The sequence below is a fragment of the Streptomyces sp. HUAS TT7 genome, assembly GCF_051550175.1.
GTDB lineage: Bacteria > Actinomycetota > Actinomycetes > Streptomycetales > Streptomycetaceae > Streptomyces.
Window position 1 is genome coordinate 292,219 of record NZ_CP196175.1, and the last position, 25,592, is coordinate 317,810.

Below are 25,592 nucleotides of genomic sequence, written 5' to 3' on the forward strand. Positions count from 1 at the left end.
TCGGGGGTGAGTGACGGACCCGGCACGGCGCCCACCACCACTGCCGACGAGGACCCGAACGCCACCGCCGCCTCAGCCCGGGGCACGGCGGGTGAGCTGGTCCTGACCATGTACGGCCGCATCCCGGTGGACTCCCCGAAGCTGGACGGCGACCGACGTGTCTTCGGCCTGCTCGCGGCCTGGGACCCGGAGCAGTGGCACCCTCAATCCGCAGGCCCGTCGGCCGGTGCGCTCAACAGTCACTCCAGCTCGTACCCGGCGTCGGCGATCCGTTGCAACGCGCGCAGATCGCCGGTCGCGACCGCACGTCGGGTGAGCAGCAACCCGGCGCGCAGGGATCCTTCGTCCAGCAGCTCATTCAGTTCCGAGGTCGCCGGCTGTGTCGGCCAGGTCGGCCAGCCGGTCCAGAGCGGTCTCGTTGCCCTCGTCGGCCAGTTCGCGCAGGGTGTCTTTCCCGGCCCTACACCCCCCACCCGTACCGGGCAGGGGCGGGCTGCGGGGTGGTGGCGGCATATGTGCGGCTCAGGTGGGCTTCAGGTGAGGGAGATCCTCAGCTCGTAAGGCCGGCCGGTGCTGATGGCTTCCGCCTGCTCACGCAGGTCCGCCGCGGTGAACCCGAGCAGCGCCCGGTCGGCGGCGGTACGCAACAGGGGCACGATCCGGGCAGGCGGCTGGCCGCGGTGGGTCGCGGCGAGCTCCACGAACGCCTGCTGGTACGAGGTGCCGTGGCCGCCCGAGCTGTCGGCGAGGAGCCGCGACAGCGCCGTCTTGTCGATGCTGATGTTGCCCATGGCCGCTCCCTTGGCTCGATGGCGCCGGCCGGTCCGGTCCCATGCCATCGACGTTAGAGGCAGGCACTGACAATCCAGTCGGCCCTTGGTCGAGGGGCGCCGGGGACGGGCTGAGGGGCCTCAGAAGCGCCGGGCGGATTCCTGCGCGTGAGCCATGCGCCGCAGGCTCAGCAGTACCGGTTCGTACAGCACCGTCAGCGCGACGGCGGCCTCGATCTGCCCGGTCGGGGTCGACTGCTCCTCGATCATGTCCAGATCGGTGACCGCCAGTTGCGCCGCGAGTTGCCCGTACGGGAGCAGTTGCTCGGTGTCGCAGGGGTAGCCGAGCCGGACCAGTGCGGCGACGGAGTCGATGAGCCGTCGGTAGGCGGGGGCGAGCATGTCCAGCCCGGGGCCGCAGGACCAGCCCAGCCGTTCCAGCAGGGCCTCCACCGAGCGGCGGGCGGTCTCCACCGCCGGGTCGTCGTCGGCCGGCCCCTCGGCGCAGGGCAGCGCCCGGGTCGCCGCGCCGAGCCGCAGGTGATGGTCCAGCGACTCGTCCTCCGCGGCAGCGATCACCTCGCGCGCGGCAGCCACCGGAACCCCGCCGATCTGGATCAGCGCCCGCACGAGGCGCAGCCCCGCGGAGGGAGACGTCGTCGTCTTCCTCATCGGGATGCGGATCAACCGCTGGCAGGCCGTACGCCACTGGCTACCGGTCGTCGCCGCGATGCCGCGCATGCTCAAGGAGCTCTCGCGGGACGGCGGAAGCGGACTCCTGAGCCTGCGGGCGCTGGGCGGCGGCGGCCCCCGCGTACAGCGGGTCGTGCAGTACTGGGAGTCGCGCGAGAAGCTGCTCGCCTACGCATCCGCCCAGGGCCGGGAGCATCACCCCGCGTGGTCGGCGTTCAACCGCCGCGCGCGGAGCGCCAAGGGTGCCGTGGGGATCTGGCACGAGACGTACATCATCCCGGCCGGCTCGTACGAGTCCGTCCATGTCGACATGCCGACGGCCGGTCTGGGTGCGGCATGGGGAGTCGAGCCCGTAGGCCGCCGCGGTGACCGGGCGGCACAGCGGCTCGCCGGCGGGGCTGCTTAACGGCGGGGGCCCTGGACCTCAGTCCTGCCTGTTCGCCGCGGCCTGCTCGGCGTCCGGCCGCGCAGCCCCGCGGACTCCGGCTCGCTCGGCGGCCACGGCCTGCAGCAGGGGCCAGCCGTCGAGCTCCACCGCTCGCCGTTCCTCCGGCTGCCACCCGCGGGCCAGTGCCGCGTCGAGGAGGGCCCGGACGGCGCCCGGCTCGTGCAGGTTCAGCGAGCCGCCCCGGATGAACCCGACGTCCCCGGAGCCCAGCGGCGCCCCGCCCGGAACGTACCGGTCGGGGCCCGAGGCGAAGACGATGCGCAGCGAGCCACCGGTGCCGGACGGCTGCGGGGAAAGCGTGAGGGTCTGCCGACAGTCCGCGGACCGGCCACTGTCCAGCACGGTGTGGCGGTGGCGGAGCGTCCACACGTACACGCGCCCATCGGCGACCAGACGGCGGGGCTTCTTCAGATGACGGGGCACGGAGCCGAGGCTACCCGTCGGTGCGGTGCAGGCGGTACGGCTTGTCTCCAGTCACCCTACGCGGTCCCGGTCCGGGGCTGAGTATGCATCAACTCCCTTTCCCGCAGGGGGACTTAAGACCGTCCGGGTATCCCCAGGGATGCGGCCGTCCGCCGGCGACGCGTCGGCCTGGCGGGAACTGCGCCAGCCCTACGACCTCGCCCAGTCCCTGATGTACGGCGGCCGGGCGCCGCTGGCCGCGGGAGACCGGACCCGCGGCACAGCCCTGCTCAGTGAGCCGCTCGGATGCTGTCGATGATGCGAGTCCAATTGTCGCTGCCGTGGCCCTCGTTGATCGCATGCCGATAGTGGGCCTGCACGGCCAGTGGGAGGGCGAGGTCGAGGCCGAGTGACCTGCTGGTGTCGACGATGTGGTCGGACGTCGCACCCATCATGGTGACCGTGCTGAGGTCGCCGGGATGCTCGCCGGCGTCGAGCGCGGTGCCGGGGTTCTTCTCGCCGGCCCGCAGGATGTCGCCGATCGCATCGGCGGAGGAGAGCAGCTCCGGCAACGCTTCCCCGGCCTTCATTCCCGCGGTGCCCAGCATCGCGGTGGCGTGCATCAGCGCGGACAGGGTGGTGAGGAACACCGCGAGTTGGGCTTGGTACATCATCTGGGCCAGGCCCGGGTCCTCCCCCAGGTACTTCGGGGTTCCGAGCAGCGTCAACGTCGCCAGGTGACTCTCCATGACTTCGCCGCGGCCGCTGTAGTACACATGGGCCGCTTCCGTACCGACCATCGGCGCGGGGACCATGACACCGCCGGTGAGGAAGTCGGCGTCGTGGGCTGCCGCCCAGGTGGCCGCTTCACGTGAGCGGACGGGGGTGTCGGAGCTCAGGTTGACCAGTGTCCGACCGGCGAGCGATGCGGTGGCACCGTCGAGGATGTCGTACATGGCCTGATAGTCGGTGAGACTGAGGATCACGAGGTCACTCGCTTCGACCGCCTCGCCGGGCGTCGCCGCGAGCGTTGCTCCGTCGGCGACGAGACCGTCGGCCCTGCCGGCGGTGCGGTTCCAGACGGTGACCGGGTGGCCGGCGGTGAGGAGGGCGCGTGTCATCGCCTGACCCATCGGGCCGAGCCCGATCACGGTGACAGCGCTGTTCTTCCTGGTGGTTCGGTTCTGTTGTTCGTTCACACCTCCATGATCAGAGAGCGCCGCTAGTCTCGGAAGTACCCACTAATTTCTGCGGTACTTACCTTTTCGTAAGGGGACTTGTGATGACCAAGGCGCCGAGACGCGGGCCTTACATCTGCGGCATCGACGCCGCGCTCGACGTGGTGAGCGGCAAGTGGAAGGGGCTGATCCTCTGGGAACTCCATGCCCATGGCGTACGCCGCTTCGGCGAGCTCCGTCGCGGTATGCCGGGGGTTAGCGAGAAGATGCTGACGCAGCACCTGCGTGAGATGGAGGAGGACGGTCTCGTGCACCGGAAGGTGTATGCCGAGGTGCCGCCGCGGGTGGAGTACTCCCTGACCGAGCACGGGGACACACTCAATCAAGCGCTCGGACCGCTCGGCGTCTGGGGAGTTGAGCGGATCCGTCGCGAGGACTGCGAAGCGATCGAGCCTTCACACGACTGAGCGGCTCCGGTCACCATCTCTGCGCGGGTGCGCCCCTCCTGAGGCCTGTTGCCGCCGTGATGCCCAAGGGCCCGGCGGCCAGTACGGGCCCGCCGGTGACGCATGCCTCCATCGCGAGCCGCCGCGACCCGCTCACCATCGCCGATCGATGCGCGCCCCACTCCCCAACTCGGCTGACATCACGCCTTGTTGAGGAGTCGGGCGCGCGCCTCGGCGCGCCGGGGCAGCCCCGATCCTGGCCCCCCCGGATAGGGAAACCCCTCACACTCACCAGACTGCCTGGCCGCCGCCAACCCCGTTGCGGACACTCATGCGTCGGCGCGGCTCCCGCCTCGAGCGGCGCCGTCAGCACACCCGCACGTGTCCGAAGGGAAAGGAACCCCCACTCCTATGGAGATACGAAGAGCCGCGAGGCTCTTGACGGTCGCGCTGGCCTGCGTGTCCGCGTCCGCCATCGCCCTGCCCGCCGCCACGGCGGCACCGACGCCGCGCCCCGCGCCGACCGCCGGCCCGGGCGCCTTCGGCCCGGCCCCCTACACGGCCGATCCGGCCCCCGCCGTCCGCAGCCGCGTCGTGGACGCCGCGCAGAAGGCTCTGGCGGCCCACGCGAGTGCCGCCCACAAGGCCGACGGCGACGCCTTCTCGGTCCGGAACCTGGTGGTCGACCGGGACGGCGCCGCCGCCGTCCGCTTCGACCGCACGTACAAGGGCCTTCCCGCCTACGGCGGCGACGTCATCGTGCACCTGAAGAAGGACGGGACGTACGCATCGCTGGCCACCGGGTCACAGACCTCCGGGTCGGTCTCCACCGAGCCCCGACTGCCCGCATCCAGCGCGGCGAAGGTGTCGACCGGCGCGTTCAAGGGTCACGTGGACTCCGTCTCCGCCTCGCACCTCGCGGTGCAGATGTCGGGCACCGACGCCACTCTGGTCTGGGAGACCGTCGTCAGCGGCACCCGCCCGGACCAGACACCCAGCCGCCTGCACGTTCTGGTGGACGCCCGTACCGGCAAGGTCGTACGGACCAATGACGAGGTGAGCACGTTCGCGGCCGAGGGGGCCGCGCACGCCACCGCCTCGAAGGTCGGTGCGGCGGCTCAGGCCGCCGCACCGACGGTCGCCGGGACAGGCCAGTCGATCTACAGCGGCCGGGTCTCTCTCGACGTCACCCAGTCCGGCAGCGGCTACTCGATGACGGACCCGTCGCACGGCAACGGCTACACGACCAACCTCAACCACGCCACCAACGGCACCGGTTCGGTCTTCACCAGCTCCAGCGGCACCTTCGGCAACGGCTCCACCAGCGACCCGGCGTCCGCCGGTGCCGACGCGCACTACGGCGCGGCCGAGACGTTCGACTATTACAAGAACGTCCAGGGCCGCAACGGCATCTTCGGCGACGGCCGGGGCGTACCGTCGCGGACGCACTACGGCAACGCATACGTGAACGCCTTCTGGGACGGCACCCAGATGACCTACGGCGACGGTCAGAGCAACGCGCGCCCGCTGGTCGAACTCGACGTCGCGGGCCACGAGATGAGCCACGGTGTGAGCGGTGCACTCACCGGGTGGGACGAGACCGGCGAAACCGGCGGCATGAACGAGGGCACCAGCGACATCTTCGGCACGATGGTCGAGTTCTACGCCAACAACCCGGTCGACACACCCGACTACACCATGGGTGAACTCATCAACATCAACGGCGACGGCAAGCCGCTGCGCTACATGTACAACCCCTCCCTCGACGGCCGGTCGCCCAACTGCTGGGACAGCGGCAACGGCAGCCTCGACCCGCACTACTCGATGGGTCCGCTGAACCACTGGTTCTTCCTGGCAGCCGTCGGCAGCGGCGACCACGGCTACGGCAACAGCCCGACCTGCAACAACTCCACGGTCACCGGGCTCGGCAACGACAAGGCCGCCAAGATCTGGTACAAGGCCCTTGCCTCGTACGCCAACAGCAGCGAGAACTACCACCAGGCGCGCATCGACTCGCTGAAGGCCGCAGCCGACCTCTACGGCACGCACTGCACGGAGTACAACACCATCGACGCGGCCTGGGCAGCCGTCAGTGTCACCGGCGCCGACCCCGTCCCCGGCAGTTGCAACAGTCAGCCGGGCTCGCCCTCGGTGACCAACCCGGGCAACCAGAACGGCACCGTCGGCGCCGCCGTCTCCCTGCAGATCCAGGCGAGCGATCCCGGCGGCAAGACGCTCACCTACAGTGCGACCGGCCTGCCCGCGGGCCTTTCGATCAGCTCCTCCACCGGTCTCATCACCGGTACTCCGACGACCGCCGGCACCGCGTCCGTGACCGTCACGGCGAAGAACACCGACAACGCCACCGGCACGGCCTCCTTCACCTGGACCATCACCGGCGGCAACCCGCCTGGAGGCTGCGGCAACCTCCCCGCCTGGAGCGCGACGGCCAGCTACGTGCCGGGCGACCAGGTCTCGTACAAGGGCCACAAGTGGTCCTCCCAGTGGTACTCGACCGGCGCCGAGCCGGGCGCGCCCGGTTCCTGGGCCGTCTGGAAGGACGCGGGCGCCTGCTGAGCTTCGGCAACTCGCCCAGGCGGACGGGCTGTTGGTCTTTCGACCGACGGCCCGTTCCGCCTACCGGCGGGTCGGCTCCTCCCCACGCCCAATTGGTCTTGACCTTTCACCGAGGGCAGTCCTACATTCGGCGCGGCACGATGAAGGGCAGGTTCATGGCCGGCGTCTGAGGCGTGAACGAGGCTGTGTCCGGGAGGGCTTGCGATGACCGAGCCGACCACTCTTCCACCCGGTGTCGAACGCGACGCCCTCTGCGACACCGTACGGACCCACCTGTCGCGCGGAGGCAGTGTCCTCCTCACCGGGCCGGCGGGCATCGGCCGGACCACGGTGGCGTCTCGGCTGGCCGCGGACCTGCGCACCGGCGGCCACCAGGTCCTGCGCTGTTCGCCCTCCCCCGCCGAACAGGACAGCCCCTTCCTCGGGCTCATCGACCTGCTGACCGGCGTGGCCGACGACACCCTCTCCGCACTGGCCGCCCACGAACGCACCGCACTCGACCAGGCCCTGCTGCGTAGCGAATTGGCCGGTCCGGCCGCCGGGCGGGACGCGCTCGTCCTGCGGATCGCCGTCCGCAAGGTCCTCGCCCTGCTCGGCACCACCGGTCCGGTCCTGCTGGTCGTCGACGACGCACAGTGGCTCGACCGACCGACGGCGGAGCTCCTCAAATACCTTGCCCGCCGCGCCGATTCGGGCCTGTCGGTGCTCGCCACGCTGCGGACGGGGGACGAGTCCGGCTCCTCGTCCGACCGCTCCGTACTGGAACTGTGCGCGCAGCCGGTCCGCCGGATATGCGTCCCGCCCCTGACCGCCCACGAGGTCGGCGAGCTCCTGGAACGGCACGATCACCCCTTCTGGCCCCGTACGCTCGTCGCGCGGCTGCATCAGGCGAGCGGCGGCAACCCCCGTACCGCACTGGAGCTCAGCTCCGCTCTCGACGAGCGCGTCCGCCTCGATGGCACGGACTTGCCCGACTCGACCGAACCGCTCCCCGTCCCGGACTCCCTGCGCCGGCCGATCCTGGACCGCATCGGCGCCCTGCCCGCCAGTGCCCGGCAGACGCTGGTCGTCGCGGGCGCCGCCGGACGTCCCACGGTGGAGTTGCTACGGCGCGCTGGCTGCCGGCAGGTCTCTGCCGACCTGGACACTTGCGTACGGGACGGAATCATCCGCATCGTTCCGGTGTCCGACCGCGGGACCATCAGGTTCCTGGACCCGCTGACGCCGATGGTGCTCCAGGCCGAGACCCCGTACGAACACCTGCTGGAGGCGCACCGCGCGCTGGCCGATGCGTCCGACGACGCGGTCGAGCGCGCACACCACATCGCGCGGCTCACGGCGGGCCCCGATCCGGTCGTGGCCGCACGGCTCTCCGCGGCCGCCTCGGCGGCCCGCCGCCGGGGTGCTCCCAGGACCGCGGCGAGACTCGGCCGCCTGGCAGCCGAGTACACCCCCGCCGGTCAGGCATACGTCGACATCGAGCGCAGGCTCACCGCCGCCGAGGACGGCATCGAGGCCGGAGACCTCGGCTTCGCGCGGCAACTGGCGCACGAGGTACTGGGCGACGCCGATCGGCCCGCCGACCGGGTACGCGCCTGGAACGTGGTCATCGACTCCTGCGGCCAGGCGATGGCCGAGATCGCGGACGTCTTCCCGGAGGCGGTACGCGACGCCGGCGGCGACCCCGGGCTGCTGGCGCAGCTGCACTACCGGATGAGCTGGCGCGAGTGGATGGTGGGCGGCTCCGCGCCACGCGCCCACGGCCATGCCGTCCGGGCCGCCGGGCTCGCGGCGCGGACCGGCGACCGGCGGACCGAGCTCATGGCGCTGACCCAACAGGCGGCCCTGGAACTCTTCCTGGGGCTCCCGGAGGCGGAAACGACCCTGGCCGCTGCGCTCGCCGCACCACACGACGTACACGCGATGACACACCACAACGGGCCGGTCTACCTCAAACACCGGTTCCACCTGGTGCGCGACGAGCTGGACGAGGCAAGGGCCGAGCTGCGCACCCTCGTGTACCGGCTGCGGCAGCGCGGTTCGGCCGACAGCCTGAGCCAGTGCCTCATCGGGCTCGCCCAGGTCGAGATCGAGCGCGGACGCTGTCGCCCGGCCCTGACCATCGCCCGCCAGAGCCTGCGCATCGTCGAGGAGGCGGGGCTCAGCCAGGGGCCCGCGTGGTACGCGGTCGCGCTCGCCGAGACGGCCGGCGGCAGTCTGAGCCGGGCGCTCACCGCGGCGGAGACGGCCAAACGGCACAGCGAGGACGACGACGACCGGCTGTTCCTGCCCCGGGCCCTGCATGCCGAGGGGAGGATCAGACTGTTCAGCGGCCAGAGCAAGCAGGCAGCTGAACTCCTCAGACACGTGGGCGAGTTGGAGACCGCGCAGGGGCAGCGTGATCCGGCGACCCGACGCTGGCACGCCGACCTCGCGGAGGCCCTGGCCGCCGACGGCGCACCGGACGAGGCGGAAGCGGTCATCGCCCTGGCCCGCCGCCAAGCCGTGCGGCTCGGCCGCCCCGGCATCCTGGCCACGCTCGACAGAGCGGCAGCGGCCGTCGACGTCGCTCGCGGCCAACTACCGCGAGCGGCAAGGGAGTTGGAGAAGGCAGCGGCACGGCTACGGACCACCGGGTATCCCCTGGAGGAGGCCCGCGCCAGAGCGGCCCTGGGCCGGGTCCGGCGCCGACTCGGAGACGAGGCCGCCGCCCGCGCCGCCTTCTCGGCCGCCCTCCGGATCTTCACCAAGGCCGACGCCCGCCCCTGGGCCGCCATGACCCGCGCCGAACGCGACCGCGCACAGGACGGCTCGGCCTGTTTGCCCGAGGGAGGCTCCTGGTCGGACCACCTCACATCGACCGAGCGCAGCGTGGTCGCCCGCGTCGCACAGGGCGCCACCAACCGCGAAATCGCGGCGGGTCTGGTACTCAGCGTGAAAACGGTGGAGGCGGCTCTCACCCGCGCGTACCGCAAACTCGGCGCCAAGTCGCGAGTGGACATCACACGCATGGTGATGACCCGGCCCATGGCCTAGGCGCGGGCTTGTGAAGGTCCGCGCCGCATCCGGCCGGTGGCTGTGCGGACGGTATCGCCCTTTCTGCAGAGAGGTGGGTGAATCCGCAGATTCAAGGACGTCGGCCTGCTGTCATCGCCAGGATGACGGCATGAACCATGGGGATGCGGGACCGGGCCGAGCGCGACCGATCACGGTGCGGGTGCCGGTGGAGCCGGTGGAGGCGGCCGTGGAGGCCGATGCCGTGGACGCCGTCGCGCGTATAGGGAATCTGGTCGTGCGGGGCCCCCTGTTCGGGGTGGCGGCACAGGACGACGGTGACGGGGCGGCGTGGCGGGTCATCGTCGCGGTGACGCTCGGCTGTCCTCAACAGGCCCGGGACAGCCTGAACTCGCGGCTGTGGTTCCGCGCGAAGGACGACGCGGACGGCCCGGATGAGCGGCGCGCCCTGCTGGCGGCGGTCACCCGGCTGGAGACCGAGCGCGTCGACGAACTCGCCGTGGCCGGGACCCGGTTCCGCATCGTGCGCGCCGAGGAGTACGCGGCCGTCGGGAGCCGGGGCGCAATGGAAGGGCCACGCCCGACCGATCCCGAGCCCCTTGTCCCCGACTGGTCCCGCGCGTCCAGGGGGCCGGAGGTCGATGACGGTCTGGTCCTGGACCCGGAGGCCCCGGTCACCCCGACGCAGGTCGCGGAGCAGCTGGCACTACGCGACCTCTGCTACACCGGCGACCGGTTCCCCAAGGACGTACGCGTCGACTCGCGCCGGGCCCTGGATCTGTATCCGGACATTCTGCTCCTGCCGCCGTCATTCACGGTCGTGGAGCGGTCCACGAACAGCTGGGCGCCGGTCAGCGGTCCGCACTCGACCGCGCACTCGGCCCGCAGGTCCCTGGATTTCGCCCTGACCTGGACATGGCCGCGCATGCGTGGGCTGATCCCGATGGACGCCGCCATGGACGTCGACGCCCGCACCGAGACCGAGGGCGACGGAGCCGCCGCACGGCAGGCCGGGGACCTGGCCGAGTACGCCAGGGCCGCCACCGCGCTCCGGGCCGGTCGCGTCAACCGCCTGAAGTTCCAAGGCACCGTCTACCAGATCGCCCGTACGCGCCGCCTGCTGCGATGGGGGCCCGACGGCCCCGAGGGCCCGCGCCCGTCCGACGTCAACAGCCAGGACCCAGTACGCCTCCACCCGTTGCTCGACGTGGACGGCCGGATCGTCTCCCACGACTGACGCGGACCCAGTCAGGCGCCGCGCCTGTCGGTGCGCTCCGCGAGCCAGCCTGCCATCGTCCGTACGCCGACGCCGATGGCACGCTCGTCCGGGGCGAAGTCGGGGTAGTGCGGGTAGGCGGTGGTGATGGGTGCGCCGGGTGCGTGGACGCCGAGGAAGGTGAACGTGCCGGGGATGCGGTTCAGGTAAAGGGCGAAGTCCTCGCCGCTGAACGGAGGGAAGGCGGCGTGGAGCACGTCGACCGCGTTCCGGCCCAGTGTGCGGCGCAGGTGGTGGGCGAGCCTGTCGCCATCACCTTCCGGGCAGACCATGGCGGGGAACGGGTCGGCGGGGAAGGCCACCTCGGCACCCGGGTACGAGGAGGCCAGGCGGCGGATGTTCTCCCGTACCTCGGTGTACCGCTCCTGCGGCCAGCAGCGGTAGGACACGCCGACCTTGGCCTCCTGTGCCCCGGCCCGCATGGCCACGAACCGGGCCAGCGGCCCGTTGGGTATCTGGGCGTCGGCGATCATCCGCTCGATGTCCGCAGGTGTCCGCGGCGGTGCCACCGTGGCGAGGGCGCCGATCTCGGCAGCCAGTCGCCGCGCGGCATCGGGCGCGCCCGGCCCGGTGAGAGTCACCTCCGCCCTGTCCTGGCCCGGCAGCCCGAAGCCGGAGGTGACAGCGAACTGGCCGACGGGGAACGGCCCGCAGTGCAGCGCGTGGATCTCCTCGGCGCGGGTGCGCTCCAGCACGCCCGCGTCGATCACTGCGCGAGCCCCGGTGAGAGCCTCCTCGGCGGGCTGGAAGAGGAACACCACCGTTCCGCTCAGTTGCCGCCGCAGCCGCACCAGAACCTTCGCGACACCGATGGCCACCGTGGTGTGGATGTCGTGCCCGCACAGATGAGCCGCGGCCGGACCGCCCCCGACGATGTCCTTGGGCGGCACCGCGTCCATGTCCGCCCGATACGCGACCGTCCGGCCAGGACGCGAGCCCCTCAGCACGCCGCCAACGCCGTTGCCGCCCACCCCGGTGGTGACCTCAAGACCGGCCGCTCGCAGCTCCCGCGCCACCACGGCAGCGGTGCGCTGCTCCTGACCCGGCATCTCGGGGTGCCGGTGGATGTCCCGCCGCAACTCGATCAACCAGCGCTCCAGGCGAGCCACTTCGGCGTCCACCGCTCGTTGCTCCACCGGCCCCCTGAGCCCGTCGGCGGCGGCTCTCCCCGCGGTGCCCCACACCATTCCCGCGGCGGCGCCCGCCCCGACAGCCAGCACCGTACGGCGCGCGAGAGCATGCTCCTTGGGATGTTTCACCGTTCCCCCTTCGTAATCCTTCACCTGGTCCTCCGCAGCATCGGACGGCGAAGCCGGCACTCTGTCGTGCCGTCTCGCCCGCCCGATGAGCGGCAGACGTGTGCGGTAAACGTGTTACGACACGGTCGCTGCCCGCGGGCACCCTTGCCCATCCTGCGAGCCACCACTTCGGGGTGGGGACAGCCCCACCGTGGGGACGGTGGTCACGCGGTGGCCGTCCGCGATGCCCGCGTCTTCGGCGGACCTCACCGCGACAGCGTGACGAGCCCCAACTCGTAGGCGGTTATGACGAGTTGGACCCTGTCCCTGGCTCCCAGCTTGGTGAGCAGCCGTGACACATGGGACTTGGCGGTGGCCACCGTGATGAAGAGCTCCTCCGCGATCTCCGTGTTCGACCGGCCGCGTCCGACCAGGGTCAGCACTTCTCGCTCCCGCTCGGTGATGTTCTCGACCGGTCGCAGGGAGCGCTGCGGGGGTGCTTCGGGGCGCCCGGCGAAGTCCGCGATCAGGCGGCGCGTCACACCCGGCGCGATCAGGGCGTCGCCCGCGGCGACCACGCGGATCGCTCCGAGAATGTCGTCCAGCGCCATGTCCTTGACCACGAAGCCGCTCGCGCCGGCCCGGAGCGCGCCGTAGACGTGGTCGTCCTCGTCGAAGGTGGTCAGGATGAGGACGCGGGTCGTTGCCGGGCCGTCCGTGATCAGGCGGGTGGCCTCGATGCCGTCCATGCCGGGCATCCGGATGTCCATCACCACGACGTCGGCGACGAGCTCTTTGACGAGCCGGACGGCTTCGGAGCCGTCGACGGCCTCGCCGACGACTTCCAGGTCGGGGTGGTCGGCAATGATCACACGCAGGCCCGACCGCACCAGCGGCTGGTCGTCTGCGAGCAGGATCCGGACGGTCATCGGACCTCCACCGGAACATCGAGGCCGGTGACGGGCGCGGGCAGTGGCAGCTGGGCCGCTACCCGGAAGCCGCCCTCGGGGCGCGGGCCGACGCTGAGCCGGCCGCCCAGCAGGCCGACCCGCTCGCGCATGCCGACGATGCCGAAACCGTGGGCCGAGCCGTCCCCGGCGGTCCCACGTCCGTCGTCGATGACCTCCACGGACAGTTCCTCGTTCCCGTAGTCGATGGCCACCCGGCAGCGCCCGGTGCCCGCGTGGCGGACCACGTTGGTCAGCGCCTCCTGCACGATGCGGTAGGCGGACAGGTCGATGTCGGCAGGCAGCGGGCGCTGATTTCCGCTACGCCGCATGTCGACCCGTACGCCCGCGTCCATGGTCGCCGCCGCAAGCCGTTCGATGTCCGCGAGCCCCGGTGCGGGTGCCAGTGACGACTCCTTCGAGGGAGCCTCGCCCCGGTCGGCCTGACGGAGCGACACCAGCGTGCGCCGAAGGCCCGACAGGGTCTCTCTGCTGGTGGCCTCGATGGCACGCAGGGCTTCGCGGGCCTCCGCCGGCTGGGTCTGGATGACCCTGTTCCCGACTCCGGCCTGGATGGCGATGATGCCGATGCTGTGCGCGACCATGTCGTGCAACTCCCGTGCGATCCGCAGCCGTTCGGCGGTCACGGCCTCGGCCACCTCCTGCGAGCGCAGCGCCACCGCGTGCTCGCGGCGCTCGCGAACGAGCAGACCGGCAACGCAGGATGCGGCCATCGCGAGCAGCGCGATGACCCCGTTGACGGTCAGGCTGTCCCCGTGCGCGTAGAGGCCGATCACCAGGAGCTGCACCACGAACGAAACGGCCACCGCGACGGTCGAAGCCCGCCGTGCGCAGTTGGCGATGATGAAGCCAAGGACGAGGTCCACCGCGAGATACGACAGGAACTCACCCTGGTAGGACACCTCCTGAATCTGATGGAGGGAACTCGGGGTGCCCGCCACCACAGCGGTGGATCCGAAGAGTGCCATGCCCAGCACCGTCAGCGGCGTCCGTCGCAGCGCGCCGACGAGCAGGCTCACGGCCAGCAGTGCCCCGACCCCGTGCGCCGTACCCGACGCCCGCGGTGCACCGCCCACCAGCAGACCCACCACGAGGAGGTAGCCGGCACTCCCCGCCCAGGCCAGGGCCTTCATCCTCGTCATCGGCTACATGCCCTGCGGGGAGCAACGCCGCGGTGCCCGCCGGGCGCAGGCAGCGGAGTGATCATTATCGGGTTCACACCGGGAGACTATCCGGCCACCGCTCACGTGGGCATCAGCCCGGGGACGTACGCCCATGGGCCAGTCCGGCCGCCGGATTGCCACCCACGGCCCCATGACCGTGCGGGACCATCCCGGCAGTGTGGGTGACGTGATCGAAGTCAGCGAACTCACCAAGCGGTACGGCAGCAAGACGGCCGTCGACCATCTGTCCTTCACTGTCCGGCCCGGCCGGGTCACCGGATTTCTCGGCCCCAACGGAGCCGGCAAGACCACCACCCTGCGCATGATCCTCGGTCTGGACGCCCCCACCGCCGGCTCCGCCACGGTCGGCGGCGTGCCCTTTCGCCAACACCCGCGGGGGCTGCGGCACGTCGGCGCGCTCCTCGACGCGGGCCACGTCCACGGCGGACTCAGCGCCTCGGCCCACCTGTCCGCCCTCGCCCGCAGCAACGCCATCCCGCGGCGCCGGGTGGACGAGGTGCTTCAGGAGGTGGGGCTCGCCGAGGTGGCCACCCGCCGCATCGGCGGTTTCTCCCTCGGCATGAAACAGCGGCTGGGCATCGCCACCGCCCTGCTCGGCGACCCGCCGGTGCTCATGTTCGACGAGCCGATCAACGGCATGGACCCGGAGGGTGTGCTCTGGGTACGCCGGCTCTTCCGCCGCCTGGCCGCCGAGGGGCGCACGGTCTTCCTCTCCAGCCACCTGATGTCGGAGATGGAGAACACCGCCGACCAGCTGGTCGTCATCGGCCGGGGCCGCCTCATCGCCGCCGAGTCGGTGCAGGACTTCGCGGCCCGCGGCACCCGTCGCAGCGTCGTGGTCGGAACACCGCAGGCCGCCGAACTGGCAGCCCTGCTCACCGCGGCGGGTGCCTCGGTCGAGCCGGAGGGCTCGGCCGGCGCCGAGCGACTCGTCGTGACCGGACTCCCGGCGGAACGGATCGGAGCACTCGCCTTCGAGAACCGTATCCAGCTGGCGGAACTCACCACCCGCACCGCCTCATTGGAGGCGGCCTTCATGGAACTCACCGCCGACAGCACCGAATACCTGGCAGGACAGCCCCGATGACGACACTCACTCCGCCCGCCCGGACCACCCCCCTCGCCACGCCACCCGCCCGTTTCCGCGACCTGCTCGCCGCCGAGTGGATCAAGATGCGGTCCCTGCGCTCCACCCCGTGGATCCTCGCGCTCACCGTCCTGTTCGTCATCGGGTCCGCTGCCGTGGCCACGCTGTCGGACCACACCACGGACTCCGGCTCCGCCGATTTCCTGCCCTTCGACGCCTACCCGTCGGCCGGGTACTGGACCCTGATGCTCGTCGCCGGCACCGTCGGCGCGCTGACGGTCGTGAGCGAGTACAGCAGCGGACTGATCCGCACCACCACCGTGGCCGTCCCTGCCCGCGGCTCCGTCGTACTGGCCAAGGCGGCTGTCACCGCCATGGTGTGGACCGCGGTCGGCGCCGTCGCCTCCACCGGTTCCTTCCTGGTCTCCCAGGCCATCCTGAACGGTCACCCCACAGGCGCCGCGCTCACCCACCCCGGGGCGATCCGGGCACTGGCGGCATCCGCATTGGTCGCCCCGGTCTGTGCAACTGTCGGCCTGGGCCTCGGAGTTCTGCTCCGGCATGCCGCCGCGACCACGGTCACCAGCGTCTTCGTCCTGCTGATGCTGCCGACCATGTTCTCGGAGAGCAACCGCTGGTCGGCCGACATCAAACACACCCTGGTGTCGGCCGCCTGGAAGCGCCTGCTCCAGAACTGGGAGCCGGAGCCCGGGTCCCTGGGTTACACCGCCACGGTCCCCGGCTCCTGGCTCGTGTACGCGCTCTGGCCGCTGATCACGCTCGCCCTCGCCGTGTTCGTCGTCCGGCGCCGCGACGTATGAGCCTGGGCCGGTGTCCCGAGCCTCCGCCCGCTCCGGCGGTCACAGCTCGCGCAGCGCGGGCAGCAGTTTCTTCTCGGCCCAGTCGATGAACGGGAGTTGCTGTCGGCCGCCGATCTGGACGAGGGCGATTTCGGTGAAGCCGGCTTCGGCGTAGGGGCGTACGGCGTCGACGAAGGCGTCCACATCGTCGCCGCACGGGATGGACCGCGCCACGTCCTCCCGGGTCACGAACTGCGTCGCCGCCTCGAAGCCCGAGGGCCCCGGCAGCTCCGAGTTCACCGGCCAGCCCCCGGCGAACCAGCGGAACTGGTCGTGGGCACGGGCGACCGCCGCGTCCCGGTCGGGGTCGTAGCAGACGGGCAGCTGACCCACCCGGGGCTTGCCGGTGCCGCCGTGCCGGTCGAAGGAGGCGAGCAGTTCCGGCTTGGCTTCGGTGGCGATGACCAGGTCGGCGGTCCGGCCGGCCACGGCGCAGGACCGCTCGCCGGAGACGGCGACGCCGATCGGCGGCAGTTCGTCGGGGAGGTCCCACAGCCGGGCGTTCGCGACGCCGAAGTGCGCACTCTGATGGTTGACGTTGCCGCCCTCGAAGAGCGCGCGGATGATCTCGACGGCCTCTTCGAGCATGTCGATGCGGACCTCCGGGGCCGGCCAACCGGCGCCCACCACATGCTCGTTGAGGTTCTCGCCGGAGCCGAGTCCGAGCCGGAACCGGCCTTCGGACAGGATCTGCATCGTGGCCGCCTTCTGCGCCACGACGGTGGGGTGGTAGCGCAGCGTCGGGCAGGTCACGTACGTCATCAGCGGGATGCGGGTGGTGGCCTGGGCGGCCGCGCCGAGCACGCTCCACGCGTAGGGCGCGTGCCCCTGGCTTTCCAGCCACGGGGAGTAGTGGTCGGAGGTGACGGAGAAGTCGAACCCGGCACGCTCCGCCGCGACCAGATCCGCCACGAGTTCGCGCGGACCCGTCTGCTCAGTCATCATTGTGTAGCCGATTTGCACCATATTTCACGACTAACCGTGCTGCGCCGATGGAAAACATCGGCCCGCTGTCCGTTTGCGGGTTCCCGACCGCACCGGTTGCCGAAACGCTTCCGGTGTGCGACAGGGGCTACGCGGTCCGCAGACCGTCCGCCTTCGAGGAGTCGTCATGGTCATAGTGGCCGTTCTCATCCCGCCGCTGCTCCTTGGCGTGCTGCTGGCCCTCGGCCGTTACGAGGAGCGCCTCCTCGGCGCCCCCACACCGATCGAGGACCGGCTGCGCGAGCGGCGCGGATATGCGGCGCCTGACCTCCCCGACGAACAGCCGCAGCACCCGGCCCACCCCGCACCGTCGAGCGAGGTGGGGCCGCCCCTGTGACGGTGCGCGCCCGTACGGATCGCGCAGCCGGGCCGGCGCTGGCACGATGGACGGGCGGGATTGCGAGGGGAGCGGGCCAGGACTTGGCACTGGCTTGATTGACCCGTTCGAGACGGCAGCTCTATGCTCCACATGTAGTGATGAGATAAGGAAGCTGGTGAGATTCCAGCACGGTCGCGCCACTGTGAGCCGACCGCCCGCGAGGGTGGCCGGTGAGTCAGACACTTATCCGTTGCTTCGCCCCGTTTCATCCATGGGACGCAAGATCCCGAGAAGGAGGGCCTCGCCTTGAGCAGCGTTTCCACATCCCGCCCGGCTTCCACGCCGATCGTCCTGCCGGTTTCGAAGTCGGTGCTGTGGCTGGTCGGCACCGCGATCCTCGCACTGGCCGCCTACTACTTCATCGGCGTCGACCAAGGGGCCGTCTCGGTCTTCGGCAACGACATGCACATCCACGAGTTCGTCCACGACGGGCGTCACTTCCTCGGCTTCCCCTGCCACTGACCCACACGGAAGTACGGACAACTCGACATGGAAAAGAAGCTGATACTGCGCGGCGTTCTCGTCGGCGCAGTGGCGGGGCTGCTCGCATTCGTCTTCGGACGGGTCTTCGCCGAACCGCAGATCGCGAAAGCCGTCGACTACGAGAGCGGGCGTGACGCCGCCCAGGCCGCCCTCGACAAGGCCGCCGGCCTGCCCGCCGAGGCGGCCGACCCGGACCTGTTCAGCCGCACCATTCAGGCCGATGTCGGCCTCGGCGTCGGCATGATCTTCTTCGGCATGGCCATGGGTGCGCTCTTCGCCGTCGCGTACACGGTCTGCCTGGGCCGGGCCGGCGGCCTGCGCGCCCGCACGCTGGCGCTGGTGGTCGCCGGTGGCGGGTTCCTCACGATGTACCTGGTGCCGTTCCTCAAGTACCCGGCCAATCCTCCGGCGATCGGCCACGAGGAAACCATCAAGCAGCGCAGCGGCCTCTACCTCATCATGGTGGTGTGCTCGATCGCGTTCCTGGTGGCGGCGGTCTGGCTCGGCAAACGCCTCCAGGCCCGCTACGGCAACTGGAACGCCACGCTCATCGGCGGTGCCGTGTTCGTCGTCGCGATCGGGATCGTGATGCTGGTCCTGCCCTCGCTCGGGCATCTGGCCTACAACAAGGAGAACTTCGGCGATCAGGCCACCGAGACACCGCTGCCCCTGACCGATTCCAAGGGCACGATCGTCTACCCCGGTTTCCCCGCCGACGTGCTGTTCTCCTTCCGCTTCTTCTCCGTCGCAGCTCAGCTCCTCCTGTGGGCTGCCATCGGGCTGTTCTTCGGCCCCTTGGCCGAGCGCCTTCTCCAGCCCCGCCGGGAATCCGCCGACGCCCCCGCGCAGGGCCCGGCTCCCCTCCCTGCATGACGTTCGCTCCGACGTCGAGCGCGGTGATCGCCGAGATCACCGCGCTCGGACCGTTCTTCGCCCTGCACACCCACGCCGCGGACGCACGGCCGGTGGAGCCGTGGGTCCCGATGTCCCGGCAGCTCATCGAGGCCCGCGTGTCGGCCGTACGGGGCTGGCTGGCCGCGGCCGGCGAGCAGCCGATCGACGCCATTGAGGTGCGGGTGGCCGCGTCGGTGACCCACCTCGGCCTGGCCGCCAGGCTGCTGTCGCCCGCGCTTGCCGCGTTCGTGCTGCACGGACGCCTTCTCACCTTCGGCCTCGCGGACGTCCACTGGCAGCCGGTCCTCGGCGGCCCCATCCCCCTCTCCGTCCCCGGCACCGCGATGAGCTCCGGCTCCGTTCCACCCGAGGAACTCACGTCCTTCCTCGACCGCCCCCTCGGTGAACTCGCCGCCGCCATGCGGCCGTTCTCGCTCTCTCCTCACATCCTCCAGGGCAACATCGCCTCGGCCCTCAACGGTGCCGCCACCATGATCGGCGCTGCCGTACCGGAACTCGCGGAGCGAACCCGCACGGCGGTCACGCTCCTCCTGGACAGCCCACCCCTGCGGGATTCCGCCACCACAACCGCCAACGGCGCCTTCCAACGCCGGAGTTGCTGCCTGATCTACCGCGCCGCCCCGGGCCGCAAGGGGTCGCTGTGTGGCGACTGTGTGCTGAATCGCGACGCGGACAGCACCAAACGCCGCTGACCGCACCGCAGTTCGCAGATCCGTCCTCTTGGCGGGTGAACTCAGGTGGCCGCTTCTCGGTGAAGGCCGCCATGCCCCTCTCTGGTCCTGCGTGGCGAACACCGCGTGGAACAGGCGGCGTCAGTCCGGCCGGTGATGCGGCTCATCACGAAGATCTTGCGGGTCATCGATCCCGACCGGCGTACGTACGTGCCCTATCGGGTGGAGAGGTCCGGCAACTCCTGATGCTCCGTCAGCCGATGCCCGGCCCCTCCCCCGCCACGGGGTAGGGAACGAAAGTGCTGCTGTTCTCGTCGATCGCGAGGCTCCGGTCCAGGGGCGGTACGGCACGCTGAGGGCAGTCGGTGCGTTCGCAGAGGCGGCAGCCCATCCCGATGGGGACGGCGGCGGAGGTGTTGTCGAGGTCGAGGCCGTCGGAGTAGACCAGCCGTGAGGCGTGCCGGATCTCGCAGCCGAGGCCGATGGCGAAGGTCTTGCCGGGCTCGCCCCAGCCACCCCGGTGCCGGGAGATCGCGCGGGCGGTCCACAGGTAGCGCTGGCCGTCCGGCATGGCGGCGACCTGGACGTGGATGCGTCCGGGGGCGGCGAACGCCTCGTACACGTTCCACAGCGGGCAGGTACCGCCGGCCCGCGAGAAGTGGAACGCGGTGGCGGACTGGCGCTTGGACATGTTGCCCGCCCGGTCGACGCGCACGAAGGAGAAGGGCACGCCGCGCAGCCGGGGGCGCTGCAGGGTGCTGAGGCGGTGGCAGATCGTCTCGTAGCCGAGTCCGAAGTGGTCGGTGAGCCGCTCGATGTCGTAGCGGGATTCCTCGGCGGCCGCGTGGAAGCGGCGGTAGGGCAGGATCAGCGCGGCGGCGAAGTGGTTGGCGATGCCGATCCGGGCCAGCGGCCAGGCCGCCGAGCCGCGAGCGAAGTCCTCCGAGGCAAGGGCGGAGATGCCCTCCGCGTGTTCGAGGAGTGCGAGCTGTGTGGCCATACGGAACGCCTGCTGGCCCGGGCGCAGCCGGCTGGAGAGGTGCAGCACCCGGGCGCCGGGATCGTAGTGGTGCAGGAGCCGGTCCGAGTCCGTGGCGAGGCGCACCCCGTGACGTTCGGCGAGTCGCGCGGACAGTGCGCGCACGACCTCGCCGGGGCGTATGCCGATCTCGGCGGCGAGGTCTTCGGCGGCGAGGTCGATGTCGTGCAGGTAGTTCTGGCGCCGGTAGAAGAACTCGCGGATCTCCTCGTGCGGGGACCGGGGCTGTGCCACCGCGCCCGGCCCCCGGCCCTCCGCGACTTCGGCGAGCTGCTCGGCCAGGTGCTGGTTGCGCCGGCCCAGGTCCACCAGGACGGTCGCCACGGCCGGCATGCGGGCGGCCAGGTCCGAGAGGTCGGAGGCGGACACCCGGCCGGCCGAGACCTCGCCGGTGAGGGCATCGCGCAGGTCTGCGACGAGGCGGCTGGTGTCGCGCTCGGAGAAGAAGCCCGGGTCGACGCCGAACGCCTCGGTGAGGCGCAGCAGTACGGGCACGGTCAGCGGCCGGGAGTCGTGCTCCATCTGGTTCAGATAGCTGGGCGAGATGGCGAGAGTGCGGGCCAGGTCGGCCTGGCTCATGCGCCGTTCCTCGCGCAGCCTGCGCAGCCGCGCTCCCGCGTACGTCTTGCTCACCCGTGGCTCCTGTGTGGTCACGATCGTCGGCACTGCTCGCGATCGTAGCCGCGGGGGCGAGCTTTTCGGGCTTAACAACGTTGGCAAACTACGGGACGAAGATTCGCAGAAGTTGGCATCTTTCCCCGGTTGATGGCACTGAGTGCCGGTGCCAGAGTCGTACCGCGGCCCGCCGAACTCGTCGGGTGGAGCGGAACCGGGGAGCGATTTCAAGCCCTGGCGTCGGAGATCCCGGCCCTTCCGCCCGGCTCTGCATCATTGCTCGGATTGCCGACCCAAGGGATCGGCGGGCCGCACTCGCACTTCAACACGGCACCCAGTGCCGCGTATTCGCACAGTTCACGATTCTCCGGGAGACGGTCATGGCACAGGCAAAGACGACGGCGGCAGCGGCGGAGCTGGCGCAGCGGTGGGCGACCGATCCGCGCTGGAAGGGCATCGAGCGGACCTACGGTGCCGAGGACGTGGTCCGGCTGTCCGGCAGTGTCCGCGAGGAGGCCACGCTGGCCCGGCGCGGTGCCGAGCGGCTGTGGCGCCAGCTCCACGAGCTGGACTACATCCACGCTCTGGGCGCGCTGACCGGCGGGCAGGCCGTCCAGCAGGTCAAGGCCGGGCTCCAGGCCATCTACCTGTCCGGCTGGCAGGTGGCCGCCGACGCGAACCAGGCCGGGCACACCTACCCCGACCAGAGCCTGTACCCGGCCAACTCCGTTCCCCAGGTGGTGCGCCGGATCAACAACGCGCTGCTGCGCGCCGACCAGATCGCCACCGCCGAGGGCGGCACCGACACGACCGACTGGCTGGCCCCGATCGTCGCCGACGCCGAGGCCGGCTTCGGTGGCCCGCTCAACGCCTTCGAGCTCACCAAGGCCATGATCGCGGCCGGTGCGGCAGGCATCCACTACGAGGACCAGCTCGCCTCCGAGAAGAAGTGCGGCCACCTCGGCGGCAAGGTCCTCGTCCCCACCTCCCAGCACATCCGCACCCTCAACGCGGCCCGCCTCGCCGCTGACATCGCCGATGTGCCCACCCTCATCGTGGCCCGCACCGACGCCCTCGCCGCCAACCTCCTCACCAGCGACGTCGACGAGCGCGACGCCCAGTTCGTGACCGGCGAGCGCACCGCCGAGGGCTTCTACCGGGTGCAGAACGGCATGGCCCCGGTCATCGCCCGCGGCCTCGCCTACGCCCCGTACGCCGACCTCATCTGGGTCGAGACCGGCACCCCGGACCTCGCACAGGCCCGCGAGTTCGCCGAGGCCATCCACGCCGAGCACCCCGACCAGATGCTCGCCTACAACTGCTCGCCCTCCTTCAACTGGAAGGCATCCCTGGACGACGACCAGATCGCCAAGTTCCAGCGCGAACTGGCCTCCATGGGCTACCGCTTCCAGTTCATCACCCTGGCCGGTTTCCACTCCCTCAACCACGGCATGTTCGACCTCGCCCGCGGCTACGCCGAGCACGGCATGACCGCCTATGTGGACCTCCAGGAGCGGGAGTTCGCGGCCCAGGAGCACGGCTTCACCGCGGTCAAGCACCAGCGCGAAGTCGGCACCGGCTACTTCGACCAGGTCTCGACGGCCATCAACCCGGCCTCCTCGACCACCGCACTGACCGGCTCCACCGAGGAAGAGCAGTTCCACTGAGCCGAATTGCTGAGGTCCGTTGCGGTCCCGCGCCCCGAGGGGGCGCGGGGAACTGCCGGACCAGTCACCGACCACCGGCAGCCGAATCCCCGCGCCTCCAGAGGAGACCCGCATGTCCATCTCCGCCCCGACCAGCCGTGCCCAGGTCCTCGGCGCACCGGGACACCGGCACGACGAGATCCTCACCCCTGAGGCCCTGGAGTTCGTCGGCCGTCTCGTCGACGAGTTCGGCGAGCGCCGGCTGCACATCCTGAGGGAGCGCAAGCGGGTGGCATCCCGACTGGCCTCCGGCTCCCCGTTCGACTTCTCCGTCGCGACCGCGGGCATCCGCTCGGACGAGTCCTGGCAGGTGGTGCCCCCGGCGCCCGGCCTGACCGACCGCCGGGTGGAGATCACCGGCCCGCCCGAGCGCGCCATGACGGTGAACGCCCTCAACTCCGGTGCGCAGGTGTGGATGGCGGACTTCGAGGACGCCACCTCACCCACCTGGGACAACATCATCGACGGCCAGCTGAACCTGCTGGACGCGATCGAGCGCCGGATCGACTTCACCACCCCCGAGGGCAAGCAGTACCGGCTGGGCAAGCAACTCGCCACCATCGCCGTACGCCCCCGGGGCTGGCACCTCACCGAGGAACATCTGGAGTTCGGCGGCCGCCCCGCACCCGCCTCGCTCGTCGACTTCGGCCTCTACTTCTTCCACTGCGCCCAGCGGCAGATCGACGCGGGACACGGCCCGTACTTCTATCTGCCGAAGCTGGAGAGCCGCGACGAGGCTCGGCTGTGGAACGACATCTTCGTCTTCGCGCAGGACCTGCTCGGCATTCCCCGCGGCACCGTCCGGGCCACCGTCCTGATCGAGACCATCACGGCGGCCGTCGCCATGGAAGAGATCCTGTACGAGCTGCGCGAGCACAGCGCGGGGCTCAACGCCGGCCGCTGGGACTACCTCTTCAGCCTCATCAAGACCTTCGGCCACCGCACCGACTTCCTGCTGCCCGACCGGGCCAGAGTCACCATGACCGCCCCCTTCATGCGGGCGTACACCGAACTCCTGGTACGCACCTGCCACAAGCGGGGCGCCCACGCCATCGGCGGCATGGCCGCCCACGTGCCGAGCAAGGACGCGGACGCGCATCAGGCGGCTCTGGCCAAGGTGCGGCTCGACAAGGAGCGCGAGGCCGAGGACGGCTTCGACGGCTCCTGGGTCGCCCACCCCGCGCTCGTCCCCGTCTGCCGCGCGGTCTTCGACGGCGTGCTCGGCACCCGGCCGCACCAGCTCGAACGCACCCGCAACGACGTCGAGGTGACGGCGGCGCACCTCGTGTCGGTGCGCCGCACCAGCGCGCCGCCCACACCGGAGGGCATCCGTACCAACATCGCCGTCGCCCTGCGCTACTTCGACGCCTGGCTGCGCGGGCAAGGGGCCGTCGCGCTGTACGGGCTGATGGAGGACGCCGCCACGGCCGAGATCGCCCGCGTCCAGATCTGGCAGTGGCTGCGGCACCGGGCGGTCGGTCGCTCGACGGTGCTCGACCTCCTTGAGGACGAACTCGCCGCGCTGGGCGCCGAGTACCCCTGGGCGGCCGTCGACGATATCCGCGGCCTCTTCGAACGCACCGCTCTGGCCAAGGAGTTGCCGGACTTCTTCACCCCCGATGCCTACGCCCGCCACCTCGTGCACCGCCCGGAAGGACAGTCATGACCACAGCCATCAGCCGGGTCGCAGTGGTGGGCGGCGGCCAGATGGGCGCCGGAATCGCCGAAGTGTGCGCCCGCGCCGGTCTGGACACGGTGGTGTGCGAGGCCGACTCGATCGCTGCCCTTGCCGCCCGCGAGCGGATCGCCGTCTCGCTCGAACGGGCCGTCCAGCGCGGCAAGTTGGACCGCGTCTCCGCCGAGGACGCGCTGGCCCGCACGGTCTTCACCGGCAGCCTCGACGACCTGGCCGACCGCCAGCTCGTCATCGAGGCCGTCGTCGAGAACACCGAGGCCAAGACGGAGATCTTCGCCCGCCTGGACAAGATCGTCGAAGACGGTGACGCGATCCTCGCCACCAACACGTCCTCGATCCCGGTCATGCGCCTGGGCATGGCCACCCGGCGTGCCGACCGTGTCCTCGGACTGCACTTCTTCAACCCCGTCCCGGTACTGCCCCTGGTCGAGATCGTCTCCTCGCTGCACACGACGCCGGGGACCGTGGCAGCCGTGGAGGACTTCGCCACGGGCACCCTGGGCAAGACGGTCGTCCGCTCCCAGGACCGGGCGGGCTTCGTCGTCAACGCACTCCTCGTGCCGTACCTCCTGTCGGCGATCCGGATGACGGAGTCCGGTTTCGCCACCCCCGCGGACGTGGACGCGGGCATGGAGCTGGGCTGCGCCCACCCGATGGGACCGCTCAAGCTGGCCGACCTGATCGGCCTGGACACCGTCGCCGCCATCGCGGAATCCCTCTACGAAGAGTTCAAGGAACCCCTGTACGCCCCGCCGCCGCTGCTCCAGCGCATGGTCGAGGCGGGGCTGCTCGGCCGCAAGAGCGGGCGCGGGTTCCACACGTACGACCGGGGCTGAGGGGCCCGGGTCAGCCGCCGGGCAGAGGGCCGGCGGCGGCTGTGGAGAGGGGCGTGGACCAGGTTGGGAGGCCTGGCCCACGCCCCTTCACGCGCTCGTCGTGACAGGCGGGCGCTCCCCTCCCGT

Annotated in this window: 24 protein-coding genes and 1 riboswitch; of the genes, 15 read left to right on the forward strand and 9 right to left on the reverse strand. The window is 70.9% G+C overall.

The window, feature by feature from the left end:
- Positions 1 to 6 precede the first annotated feature (6 nt).
- Positions 7 to 561 carry a hypothetical protein gene (locus ACSHXC_RS01430; protein WP_438289746.1) on the forward strand — a complete coding sequence of 185 codons (555 nt, stop codon included), beginning with the start codon at positions 7 to 9 and terminating at the stop codon, positions 559 to 561.
- On the opposite strand, the gene ACSHXC_RS01435 is transcribed toward ACSHXC_RS01430, so the two are convergent.
- Positions 534 to 791, reverse strand: coding sequence for a hypothetical protein (locus tag ACSHXC_RS01435; protein ID WP_438289747.1), 258 nt, complete (start codon positions 789 to 791; stop codon positions 534 to 536). The two genes, ACSHXC_RS01430 and ACSHXC_RS01435, sit on opposite strands and share 28 nt — an antisense overlap.
- A 120-nt stretch (positions 792 to 911) precedes the next feature.
- Complete coding sequence (locus ACSHXC_RS01440) at positions 912 to 1,442, reverse strand: MerR family transcriptional regulator (protein ID WP_438289748.1); 531 nt, start codon at positions 1,440 to 1,442, stop codon at positions 912 to 914.
- A gap of 4 nt (positions 1,443 to 1,446) precedes the next feature.
- Here ACSHXC_RS01440 and ACSHXC_RS01445 point away from each other — a divergent pair, with 4 nt between their 5' ends.
- Positions 1,447 to 1,869 carry a DUF4188 domain-containing protein gene (locus tag ACSHXC_RS01445; RefSeq protein ID WP_438289749.1) on the forward strand — a complete coding sequence of 141 codons (423 nt, stop codon included), beginning with the start codon at positions 1,447 to 1,449 and terminating at the stop codon, positions 1,867 to 1,869.
- Between the two features lie 18 nt (positions 1,870 to 1,887).
- Here ACSHXC_RS01445 and ACSHXC_RS01450 read toward each other — a convergent pair whose 3' ends face one another.
- The gene (locus ACSHXC_RS01450) at positions 1,888 to 2,334 is read right to left on the reverse strand and encodes a hypothetical protein (RefSeq protein ID WP_438289750.1); all 447 of its coding nucleotides are present in this window, start codon (positions 2,332 to 2,334) and stop codon (positions 1,888 to 1,890) included.
- 269 nt (positions 2,335 to 2,603) lie between these two features.
- Positions 2,604 to 3,512, reverse strand: coding sequence for an NAD(P)-dependent oxidoreductase (locus ACSHXC_RS01455; protein WP_438289751.1), 909 nt, complete (start codon positions 3,510 to 3,512; stop codon positions 2,604 to 2,606).
- 83 nt (positions 3,513 to 3,595) lie between these two features.
- On the opposite strand from ACSHXC_RS01455, the gene ACSHXC_RS01460 reads away from it, so the two are divergent.
- From ACSHXC_RS01460 to ACSHXC_RS01475, 4 genes are all read left to right on the forward strand, one after another.
- Positions 3,596 to 3,958: a winged helix-turn-helix transcriptional regulator gene (locus tag ACSHXC_RS01460; RefSeq protein WP_438289752.1), complete on the forward strand. Its 363-nt coding sequence runs from the start codon at positions 3,596 to 3,598 to the stop codon at positions 3,956 to 3,958.
- Positions 3,959 to 4,348: 390 nt separating this feature from the next.
- Positions 4,349 to 6,514, forward strand: a complete 2,166-nt coding sequence (locus ACSHXC_RS01465; RefSeq protein ID WP_438289753.1) for a M4 family metallopeptidase — start codon at positions 4,349 to 4,351, stop codon at positions 6,512 to 6,514.
- 204 nt (positions 6,515 to 6,718) lie between these two features.
- Entirely contained in the window at positions 6,719 to 9,550 is a 2,832-nt protein-coding gene (locus ACSHXC_RS01470; RefSeq protein ID WP_438289754.1) for an AAA family ATPase, read from the forward strand.
- Positions 9,551 to 9,680: 130 nt separating this feature from the next.
- The gene (locus tag ACSHXC_RS01475) at positions 9,681 to 10,766 is read left to right on the forward strand and encodes a DUF5954 family protein (RefSeq protein WP_438289755.1); all 1,086 of its coding nucleotides are present in this window, start codon (positions 9,681 to 9,683) and stop codon (positions 10,764 to 10,766) included.
- Between the two features lie 11 nt (positions 10,767 to 10,777).
- On the opposite strand, the gene ACSHXC_RS01480 is transcribed toward ACSHXC_RS01475, so the two are convergent.
- From ACSHXC_RS01480 to ACSHXC_RS01490, 3 genes are all read right to left on the reverse strand, one after another.
- Entirely contained in the window at positions 10,778 to 11,992 is a 1,215-nt protein-coding gene (locus tag ACSHXC_RS01480; RefSeq protein ID WP_438296384.1) for a M20 metallopeptidase family protein, read from the reverse strand.
- 317 nt (positions 11,993 to 12,309) lie between these two features.
- A complete protein-coding gene (locus ACSHXC_RS01485; protein WP_438289756.1) occupies positions 12,310 to 12,972 on the reverse strand; it encodes a response regulator in 663 nt (220 codons plus the stop codon).
- Positions 12,969 to 14,153 carry a sensor histidine kinase gene (locus tag ACSHXC_RS01490; RefSeq protein WP_438289757.1) on the reverse strand — a complete coding sequence of 395 codons (1,185 nt, stop codon included), beginning with the start codon at positions 14,151 to 14,153 and terminating at the stop codon, positions 12,969 to 12,971. Before ACSHXC_RS01490 ends, ACSHXC_RS01485 begins: the two co-directional genes overlap by 4 nt.
- Positions 14,154 to 14,325: 172 nt before the next feature.
- Between ACSHXC_RS01490 and ACSHXC_RS01495 the strand changes: the two genes are divergently transcribed.
- Complete coding sequence (locus ACSHXC_RS01495) at positions 14,326 to 15,282, forward strand: ABC transporter ATP-binding protein (RefSeq protein WP_438289758.1); 957 nt, start codon at positions 14,326 to 14,328, stop codon at positions 15,280 to 15,282.
- Positions 15,279 to 16,103, forward strand: coding sequence for an ABC transporter permease (locus ACSHXC_RS01500; protein WP_438289759.1), 825 nt, complete (start codon positions 15,279 to 15,281; stop codon positions 16,101 to 16,103). The genes ACSHXC_RS01495 and ACSHXC_RS01500 overlap by 4 nt, the downstream gene beginning before the upstream one ends.
- 39 nt (positions 16,104 to 16,142) lie before the next feature.
- On the opposite strand, the gene ACSHXC_RS01505 is transcribed toward ACSHXC_RS01500, so the two are convergent.
- A complete protein-coding gene (locus ACSHXC_RS01505; RefSeq protein ID WP_438289760.1) occupies positions 16,143 to 17,108 on the reverse strand; it encodes an LLM class F420-dependent oxidoreductase in 966 nt (321 codons plus the stop codon).
- Positions 17,109 to 17,253: 145 nt separating this feature from the next.
- Between ACSHXC_RS01505 and ACSHXC_RS01510 the strand changes: the two genes are divergently transcribed.
- The 4 genes from ACSHXC_RS01510 (at position 17,254) to ACSHXC_RS01525 (ending at position 19,595) form a co-directional block, all read left to right on the forward strand.
- Positions 17,254 to 17,463 (forward strand): hypothetical protein, encoded by a 210-nt coding sequence (locus ACSHXC_RS01510; RefSeq protein ID WP_438289761.1) that lies wholly within the window; start codon positions 17,254 to 17,256, stop codon positions 17,461 to 17,463.
- A 100-nt stretch (positions 17,464 to 17,563) separates the two neighbouring features.
- Positions 17,564 to 17,710: riboswitch (cobalamin riboswitch) on the forward strand.
- Positions 17,711 to 17,751: 41 nt separating this feature from the next.
- Positions 17,752 to 17,967, forward strand: coding sequence for a CbtB domain-containing protein (locus ACSHXC_RS01515; protein ID WP_189962567.1), 216 nt, complete (start codon positions 17,752 to 17,754; stop codon positions 17,965 to 17,967).
- 27 nt (positions 17,968 to 17,994) lie between these two features.
- Positions 17,995 to 18,861: a CbtA family protein gene (locus ACSHXC_RS01520; protein ID WP_438289762.1), complete on the forward strand. Its 867-nt coding sequence runs from the start codon at positions 17,995 to 17,997 to the stop codon at positions 18,859 to 18,861.
- Complete coding sequence (locus ACSHXC_RS01525; protein WP_438289763.1) at positions 18,858 to 19,595, forward strand: (2Fe-2S)-binding protein; 738 nt, start codon at positions 18,858 to 18,860, stop codon at positions 19,593 to 19,595. Before ACSHXC_RS01520 ends, ACSHXC_RS01525 begins: the two co-directional genes overlap by 4 nt.
- 232 nt (positions 19,596 to 19,827) lie before the next feature.
- On the opposite strand, the gene ACSHXC_RS01530 is transcribed toward ACSHXC_RS01525, so the two are convergent.
- Positions 19,828 to 21,246, reverse strand: coding sequence for a short-chain fatty acyl-CoA regulator family protein (locus ACSHXC_RS01530; protein ID WP_438289764.1), 1,419 nt, complete (start codon positions 21,244 to 21,246; stop codon positions 19,828 to 19,830).
- 362 nt (positions 21,247 to 21,608) lie between these two features.
- Between ACSHXC_RS01530 and aceA the strand changes: the two genes are divergently transcribed.
- The 3 genes from aceA to ACSHXC_RS01545 all read left to right on the forward strand — a co-directional run bounded on the left by aceA (position 21,609) and on the right by ACSHXC_RS01545 (position 25,466).
- Positions 21,609 to 22,895 carry an isocitrate lyase gene (gene aceA, locus ACSHXC_RS01535; protein ID WP_438289765.1) on the forward strand — a complete coding sequence of 429 codons (1,287 nt, stop codon included), beginning with the start codon at positions 21,609 to 21,611 and terminating at the stop codon, positions 22,893 to 22,895.
- Between the two features lie 112 nt (positions 22,896 to 23,007).
- Complete coding sequence (aceB, locus tag ACSHXC_RS01540; RefSeq protein ID WP_438289766.1) at positions 23,008 to 24,600, forward strand: malate synthase A; 1,593 nt, start codon at positions 23,008 to 23,010, stop codon at positions 24,598 to 24,600.
- On the forward strand, positions 24,597 to 25,466 hold the full coding sequence (locus ACSHXC_RS01545; protein ID WP_438289767.1) for a 3-hydroxybutyryl-CoA dehydrogenase: 870 nt from the start codon (positions 24,597 to 24,599) through the stop codon (positions 25,464 to 25,466). Before aceB ends, ACSHXC_RS01545 begins: the two co-directional genes overlap by 4 nt.
- Positions 25,467 to 25,592: the final 126 nt, after the last annotated feature.